This is a genomic window from Azospirillum sp. UFLA03-27, assembly GCF_059803775.1.
In genome coordinates this window covers 50,607-56,606 of sequence record NZ_JAUQTX010000007.1, presented here as the reverse complement: position 1 = coordinate 56,606, position 6,000 = coordinate 50,607, and the positions used below count along the sequence as shown (strand labels likewise).

Here is a 6,000-nt window from a genome sequence, read left to right as displayed (position 1 = left end):
GTGCTACCATATCTATTCACGGCCGCAGGATCGGCTGCTTCAGCTCCTCCTTGGCCGCAAGCGCCGTTTCTATAAGGAGTTCTGGGCGCTCAAGGACGTGAACCTGACGGTCCGGCGCGGGGAATCGGTGGCGCTGGTCGGGCGCAACGGGGCGGGCAAGTCCACGCTGCTCCAAGTCATCAGCGGCGTGCTTCAGCCGACCGCCGGAACCGCGTCGATCACCGGGCGGATCGCCCCGCTTCTGGAGCTGGGAACCAGCTTCAACCCCGAATTCACGGGTATGGAGAACATCGCCCTGTCGGCCTCGGTGCTTGGCCTGACGGAGGAGCAGATCGCCGAACGGCGCGACACCATCGCCGCCTTCGCCGACATTGGCGATTTCATCCACCAGCCGGTGCGCACCTATTCCAGCGGGATGCAGGCCCGCCTGGCCTTCGCCGTGGCCGCCCATGTGGACGCCGAGGTGCTGATCGTGGATGAGATCCTGTCGGTCGGCGACATCTCCTTCACCCAGAAATGCACCCGCTTCATCCGCGAGTTCCGCGAGCGCGGCACCCTGCTGTTCGTGTCGCACGACATGGCGGCGGTCGCCGCCCTGTGCGACCGGGCGGTCTGGCTGAACGGCGGGCGGCTGATCGAAGACGGCCTGCCTAAGGAAGTGGTTCATCATTATCAGGCGTGGATGGCCAATCCCCAGGGCCGGACCGACCCTGCCGCCTACCTCGCCCAGGAACTTGGCAAAAGACAGGAGAAGGACGTGGAGGAGCCCTTGCCGGCTGCTTCGCAGGAAACGCTGGCGCAATGTGAGCCTGCGGCGACGGACACTGCCGAACCGAGCCGGGCTGTTCCGGAAAACTCCGCTCCCTTGCCCGCTCCGGTCAGCCGTGTCGATGTTTTCGACTTCCGCAAAGACGCCGACTGGACCGGTGAGCGTGGCATCAACATCGTCCATGCGGCATTCCGGGACACTGCGGGCAAGGACACGAGCCTGATCGACGGCGGTACGGACGTCACCCTTGTGGTCGAGATGGAAACCACAGTCCCTGTGCTGAGCCCGATCGTCGGCTTTGCCATCTACGACCGGCTTGGACAGGTCATTTTTGCCTGGGACACCGCCCGCAGCTGTGACGCCTATTCCTTCTCCGCCGAGCCGGGGGATCGCTTCAAAGCCGAGTTTTCTTTCACCTTCCCGTACATCGCAGGCGGGCGCTACACAATGAATCTCGCGGTTGCCGACGGGACGGCGGACAACCATGTGCAGCACCACTGGCTCTACCATGTGCTCGAATTTGACGTGCGTTACAGCAGTGTCGCCAACGGCCTGATCGGCATTCCCATGCATCGCGTTGAAATCCGCCCGTTACTTCCAGCTTGAAGTGCCGAACGGGCTATGGAGATTTCTGGAACTATGACCACCATCTCACGCTCTCCTCTTATTTTCGACGTCGGTGCGAACATCGGCGACAAGGCTGCTGCCTTCGCTGCGGGAGGAGCGCGCGTGATATGCTTCGAGCCGCAGCCGGATTGTGCGGCATCCCTTCGCCGCCGCTTCGCCGATGTGCCGACTGTGCAGGTGGTTCCAATGGCGATGGGCGCCGAGCCGGGCCGCCTGACTTTGTCGGTCTGCTCGGATGCACCGACCATTTCCACCTTCTCGGAAACGTGGAAGCAAGGCCGTTTCAAAGAGCACAATTGGGACCGTAGTGTCGAGGTGGAGGTCAATACCCTGGACGCCGCCATCGCGGCTCATGGAACGCCGGACTACTGCAAGATCGACGTCGAGGGATTCGAACGGTTCGTGCTGGCTGGGTTGACTCAGCCAATTCCTGTGATTTCCTTCGAATTCTGTCGGGAAGGATTGGACGAAACACGCATTTGCATCGAACGGCTCTCAGGGCTCGGCTATCGCCATTTCAATGTCGCCTTTGGCGAATCCGCGGTGTTCCGTCATGGAACCTGGGTCGGAGCGGACAGGCTGCTTGATGAACTGGCACAGCATCCGCACCCGCTCGTGTGGGGTGATGTCTATGCCTCGTGGCAGGAAGCACCACCGTCCATCGTAACCCCGCTGCTGCCCTCCCCGCCCCCGCCGCAGTGGCCCGATGGGCTGACGGCCTTGGTGGCTCTGGGATTAAGCTATGCCGGCGTTCCCCTTCGCCTGCATCTCGGCTGTGGAGAGACGCGGCTGCCGGGCTACGTCAACATCGATTATCCGGCGGATGCCCATAACGTCATGGCGGTGCGCCCCGATCTGGAAGCCGATGTCCTGGGGCTGCACTTCCCGGATGGGTCGGTGGACGAGGTCCGGCTGCATCACGTCTTCGAGCATTTCAACCGCGTGGCGGCCTATGGCCTGCTGGTGCGTTGGCACCGCTGGCTGAAGCCGGGTGGCACGCTGCATCTGGAAACCCCCGACACGGTGGCCTGTGCCCGCGAGGTCGCCGGCGACCTGCCCCTTACGCTGAAGCTGCGCGCACTCCGCCACATGGAAGGCGACCAGACGGCGAGTTGGGGTTATCACGTCGGCCATTGGTTCGGTGACCGTTTCCGTCATACGTTGGAAAAGCTGGGCTTCACCGACGTGGTGATCGAGCAGCACCAGTCCGGTCACGAGCCGCCGCTGCACAACGTGACCGCCCGTGCCGTCAAGGACAAGGATCGGCCGCTGGACGAGCAGATCGCCGCGGTCGAAGCCCTGCTCTGGGAGAGCACCGTCGCCGAGGCGGAGCGCCCGACCTGGGAACGCTGGCGCGAACAGCTCCGCGCCTTCCTGGCCGACGGTCGGCTGCCGCCGGCTCCGAACGCCCATCCCGCTCTTTTTGGCGTATCTTCCTCGCAGCCCGCTTCCGTTCCGGACGATCTGGCGGGCTTCCTCACCAGGCTCACGGCAACAGAAGGCGCATCCACCTCCTTGGAGGAGATCCATGACTTCAACCAGCGGGACCGCGACCGCTGGGTTGCCGCGCAGGCCGCCCGGATTCCGGCGGGGGCACGGGTACTCGACGTTGGGGCGGGGACCTGCCGCTACCGGCCCCTGTTCGCTCATGGTGCCTACACGTCCCATGATTTCAAGCAGTATGAAGGCTTCCAGAGCCCGGAACGCAATGAAGGAATCTACGGCAGCATCGATCTTGTCAGCGACATTCTGAACCTGCCGGCTCCGGATGGCGCGTTCGACGTGGTGCTGTGCACAGAGGTGCTGGAGCATGTGCCCGAACCCGCCGCCGCGGTTCGGGAAATGGCGCGCGTCCTCGCCCCCGGCGGCACGCTGCTGCTGACCGCCCCCCTCGGGTCGGGGCTGCACCAGGAACCCTATCACTACTATGGCGGCTTCACGCCCCACTGGTACCGCTATGCCTGCGAGCGGGCCGGGCTGACGTTGCGGGAAACCGTGCCGAACGGCGGCTTCTTCCGGATGCTGTCCCAGGAATGCGCCCGCGTGGCCTGGACCATGGACCGCCATCGCGAGTTGCACGGCGGGTTCGACGGCGCCGTCGGGCGGCTGTTTGGGGAGTTGCTGCCCCGTTATCTCCACAATCTCGACGATGCCTGCCCGATCCCGCAGTTCACCGTCGGTTACCATGTCGTGGCAGTGAAGGCTCCGGCCTGAGTCTTCAGGGATCGCAACAAAAAAAGGCGCCCGGCGGGCTCGTCCGCCGGGCGCCTTTTCATCGTCCGGTTCGCGCCGTCACACGATATCGGCGAACCCCGTCCGCAGATAGCGGAACAGCCGCAGGCTGAGGACCGCGAACAGCAGGCCGGCCAGGATCTGAATGCCAAGCACCGTCCAGTCGGGGGCCGCGCCGGCGAACAGCACCGTGCGCGTGTTCTCGATGATGCCGGTCAACGGGTTCAGGTGCAGCAGCCCGCGGAAGGCTTCCGGCAGCGCGCTCGCCGGGTAGAACAGCGGGCTGAGGAACATCAGGAGCTGGCTGATCACCGGCATGATCGCCCGCAGGTCGCGCAGATAGACACCAAGCCCGCTCAGCAGCAGGCCGACGCCCAGGCAGAACAGGAGCAGCGGCAGCCACACCAGCGGCAGCAGCAGGACCGACAGAGGCGGCAGCCCGAAGACCGCCAGATAGAAGGCGGTCAGGATGAGAAGGCTGACCGCCACCTGGAACAGGCTGGAGAGCACCATCACCCAGGGCAGGATCTCCAGGGGAAACACCACCTTCTTGACGTAGGAGGGATTCTCCAGGATCAGGCCGGGTGCGCGGACCAGCGCTTCGGAGAACATGGTGAAGACGATCAGGCCGGCGAACAGGATCAGGGCGAATTCCCCCTTTCCACCGGTCGAGGTTCCCCAGCGGGCCTGGAACACCACCGAGAAGACGAAGGTGAAGACGGCCAGCATCAGCAACGGGGTCAGCAAGGCCCACAGGATTCCCAGGACCGATCCCCGGTAGCGCGCCTCGATCTCCCGCCGGACCAGGCGCCGGACCAGGGCCCGGTGGTGCCAGGGCTCCGTGAACAGGCCGAGCAGGCCGGACGGGACGTGGGAAGTGCTTGCAGCCATGGTCATGAGCGACGGGTTCCGTCTTGAAAAGGGCGCGGGCGTTCTAGTCCCGACTCGAAGGGTGGCGCAATGCGAAACCGCACCGTCCCATATCTGTCAGGACGCCGCGGCGCGCAGCAACTCGACCAGGCGCGGCGCCGTGCCTTCCAGGGAGTAATGCCGCTCCACCTTGGCGCGGCCGGCCGCACCCAGCTGCCGCCGCAGGTCGGGGTCGGCGGCGAGGCGACGCAGCGCGCCGGTCCACTCTTCCGGGGTTTCGGCCAGGAAGCCGTTGACCCCATGCTCCACAATGTCCCGGTTGACGCCGACCGGAGACGCCACCACCGGTTTGCCGCAAGCCATATACTGGATCAGCTTGTAACCGCACTTGCCTCGTTCCCAGGGCGTGTCGGCCAGCGGCATGATGCCGATGTCGAACTGGGCGATGCGACTGGTTTCCGTCTCCTCCCGCCATTCATGGCGATCGGCCGGCAGCCCGCTCAGCGCCGCGGGGGTGGCGCCGACCAGGAAAATCCGGGCCTCGCTCCCCGTCACCATCCGGCGCAGCGGCTCTTCGACCAGATTGAGATAATGGTCGGTGATTGGGGACCCGATCCAGCCCACCGCCGGAAGACCATCGGCCTGGGCCGTTCCGGTGGGGTAGCGCGCGAGATCGACCACGGTGGGAAGGGTCGCGATCGAGCGGGCACCAGCCGACTCGGCCCTTCGGGCGAGATAATCGTTTCCAACGGTCACCAGGGCCGCACGCTGCATCACTCGGTCGAGCTTGCTGCCCAGCAGCCGGCGCACCAGGGACCAGCGGCTGCGGTCATAGTGATGAAACCAGGCGTCATCGAAATCAACGACGTAGGGTGGGGCCGATTCCAGGATCCAACGCTCCATCCCATAGGGAATCCAGGGCAGCAATTCCTTCTCGACCCACAGAAGGTCGAAATTGCGCACCGACGCCATCTGGCAGATGCGCGCCGCATAGGACGCCGCGATGCGGCGCAACGGACGCGACCGCCCCGTGTAAAGGGCTTCCAGGTAGGAATCGGGCAACAAGGGAGCCACGGCAACCGACATTCCCGCGTCAGCCAGTGCCGGAAGGAACTGGTAATGCCGGAGACGGCTGCTGGGGCCCCGAGGGCTGTAGCGGGAGAGCAGCAGGATACGCATGGCCGCAGTATATATTTCTTCGGACAATGGCACGGCGGCGGCGGTGCTGCAAACCAGGAACGGCGGAAGGCCTTTGGGGAAGGCCGGAACCCCGGCTTTCCCCAAGGGATGGATCGCTGTACCTGGAACGCTCGGGATGCGACGCGAAACCGGTTCCCAGTCATTTTCCTAAAAGATGCTGAACAAATCCACCTGCGCATGCTGTGAGGAAAGCAAATCATGCGATCCGCTTCTCGCATCCAGGCTTGGCGCAACCTGCGAGTCTGTTACTGATGTGAAACATTATCGCTAGAGCCCCTCATCCGTTCGGATTGCTTTCCCAT

Annotated in this window: 4 protein-coding genes; 2 read left to right on the top strand and 2 right to left on the bottom strand. The window is 64.5% G+C overall.

The features are described from left to right. Nucleotides 1-97 precede the first annotated feature (97 nt). Together Q4I23_RS02295 and Q4I23_RS02290 are read left to right on the top strand one after the other, a co-directional pair. Nucleotides 98-1,375 carry an ABC transporter ATP-binding protein gene (locus tag Q4I23_RS02295; RefSeq protein ID WP_498525167.1) on the top strand — a complete coding sequence of 426 codons (1,278 nt, stop codon included), beginning with the start codon at nt 98-100 and terminating at the stop codon, nt 1,373-1,375. A 33-nt stretch (nt 1,376-1,408) separates the two neighbouring features. Then, nucleotides 1,409-3,610 (top strand): FkbM family methyltransferase, encoded by a 2,202-nt coding sequence (locus Q4I23_RS02290; protein WP_498525166.1) that lies wholly within the window; start codon nt 1,409-1,411, stop codon nt 3,608-3,610. Between the two features lie 78 nt (nt 3,611-3,688). On the opposite strand, the gene Q4I23_RS02285 is transcribed toward Q4I23_RS02290, so the two are convergent. Next, complete coding sequence (locus Q4I23_RS02285) at nt 3,689-4,525, bottom strand: ABC transporter permease (RefSeq protein ID WP_237908238.1); 837 nt, start codon at nt 4,523-4,525, stop codon at nt 3,689-3,691. 90 nt (nt 4,526-4,615) lie between these two features. Further along, nucleotides 4,616-5,677 carry a glycosyltransferase family 4 protein gene (locus Q4I23_RS02280; RefSeq protein WP_498525165.1) on the bottom strand — a complete coding sequence of 354 codons (1,062 nt, stop codon included), beginning with the start codon at nt 5,675-5,677 and terminating at the stop codon, nt 4,616-4,618. Between the last annotated feature and the right edge of the window lie 323 nt (nt 5,678-6,000).